General features: G+C 50.7%; 2 protein-coding genes and 1 pseudogene. 2 read left to right on the top strand and 1 reads right to left on the bottom strand.

Annotated elements, in window-relative coordinates; all coding sequences use genetic code 11:
* The first annotated feature begins 191 nt into the window (after positions 1-191).
* Complete coding sequence (locus tag H8F21_RS29025) at positions 192-677, top strand: Hcp family type VI secretion system effector (protein WP_203482862.1); 486 nt, start codon at positions 192-194, stop codon at positions 675-677.
* Positions 678-802: 125 nt separating this feature from the next.
* Positions 803-1,387: a DUF4225 domain-containing protein gene (locus H8F21_RS29030; protein ID WP_236043274.1), complete on the top strand. Its 585-nt coding sequence runs from the start codon at positions 803-805 to the stop codon at positions 1,385-1,387.
* A gap of 338 nt (positions 1,388-1,725) precedes the next feature.
* On the opposite strand, the pseudogene H8F21_RS29035 reads toward H8F21_RS29030, so the two are convergent.
* A pseudogene (locus H8F21_RS29035) lies at positions 1,726-1,931 on the bottom strand (formimidoylglutamate deiminase); the annotation flags it as partial.

The raw sequence follows: 1,931 nt of genomic DNA on the forward strand, positions 1-1,931 counted from the left end.
TTGCTGCACATAAGCAGTGAGGTCTTAGTGCGGGGCAAGCCCATTTACACTGGTTCTGATCATTGGCCGGTGCAGGCTTGCCCTGCAATTGCTGATTAATCCTGCGCTCGTAACAAATTACGGAAGCATCCTACATACCATCTAATAGCCACGAATTAGGCTTCACTCTCTGATCGCAGGGAGTAAAGCCAATGGCTAGTCACGGCTACATAACCATCACAGGTAAGACGCAAGGGCTTATTTCCGCCGGGTGCTCAAGTCAGGAGTCGATTGGCAACAAATGCCAAGCCGGGCATGCCGATGAAATAATGGTATTGGCAATGAATCACGGCATGACAAATGTCGGCAATATCAAGCGCACCACACATGGTCCGATCGTTATCACCAAAAACATTGATAAATCATCACCGCTCTTGGCGCAGGCGTTGACCAATCGGGAAGCCATTGATTGCACGATCAGCTTCTATCGTACCTCAGCCTTCGGCACACAAGAGAAGTTTTATACCATTAAGTTGGGCGAGGCGCAGGTCGCCGATTTAATATTCGATATGCCTCATGCGATTCTGCACAGTGAGGCTGAAATGCAAGAGCAACTTTCCATTCGCTATCGCAGTATCATCTGGACCCACCATCTCGCTGGAACCAGTGGCTCTTGTTACTGGGGCGAAGACGAATGAGCCGCCGCCCATCACCCTTTCCCTTGGACAGTAATGACTATTGGGAGGTGAGCGACGCGGCGGTGCGCTTGACGAAGCAAGCATGTACTTCAAGTGCGCGACTTCTGAGCGATGGCAGGCTGCGCATGCAGTTCAATCGGGAGTTTGCCTATTACGCCAAGCGGGTGGTCGATGATGTGGCGTGTGGTAGCAAGACGCCTGAGCAGGGGCTTTCCGAACTCAACCAAACGATACGCAGGTTGGCGGCACAGACACTCGAAATAGGTAGGAAAAGCATCGGGGCAATTGCCGGTGCTGCGCAGGTGGCAACTGGGGCAGGTATCTGCTACGCCTCGGTGGGCACGCTTTGTCTTGTGGCGGGAGTTCCTTTAATGGCGCATGGAGCCAACAACATTTATGAGAGTGGAAGAAATATTTTGCAGGGTCGCTCTGATGTGGAGGGTCCGGTAAGGAAGGGGTATCAGAATATATCCAAGTCGCTAGGCGGAACTAAGGCTGAAGGTAATATTGCGTATTCTGCTACGGATCTGGGTCTTTCTGCTTATAGCTCATTTCGGCTTATTGTAAGGCCTGGTGCTTGGCGTCTGTTCTATTATATGCCTAATGATTATATTCATTCATTTAGAGGGGCAAGTGTTTCCGCCCTTGCGGTGGAAGGTGTGACCAACATGGAGAGCGTGATGGCGATTCAAGGTGAGTTGGCGCGATGATGCTTCTGCTCTATTTGATATTTCTAGTTCTTGGGATCTGGCTCGGTTATTTTTTTAAGGTTTTTTTTACCGGTCCAGACTTGAGTTGTCGCGGAGTTTTTTTTGTTTTATATTTAATTCGTTTCTTGGTGCGCTTCATTCTGGTCTTGTTTTGCGTGAAAAATTGTTCTTTATTGGCGATGTATCCAGTTGGGTTGATGAATATCCCCTTGTTCTTTGGCCGGCGCTGATTGGTGCATTTGCGCCTGCGATGCTCATGCCAAAGAAAACTACGCGTTCGTAGAACGATTGACGGAAAATGCCTTGCTCGCTAACAAGAACAAGGCATCTCCAACGCGTCAGCCCAACAACGTTCGTAGCACCTCGGTAAACGCCCGGGCGCTTTCTTCCTCGTGAGCATGACGCCCCTGACACACTACCCACTGCCCATTGACCATCACATCGCGAACCTGACGATCCCCGCCGGCAAACAGCCAGCGGTTGAGGATGCCGTCTTCGCTGGCGGTTGCCAGGTAAGGATCGTTGCCGTCGAGCACCAACCAGT

Source organism: Pseudomonas arcuscaelestis (genome assembly GCF_016881005.1).
GTDB lineage: Bacteria > Pseudomonadota > Gammaproteobacteria > Pseudomonadales > Pseudomonadaceae > Aquipseudomonas > Aquipseudomonas arcuscaelestis.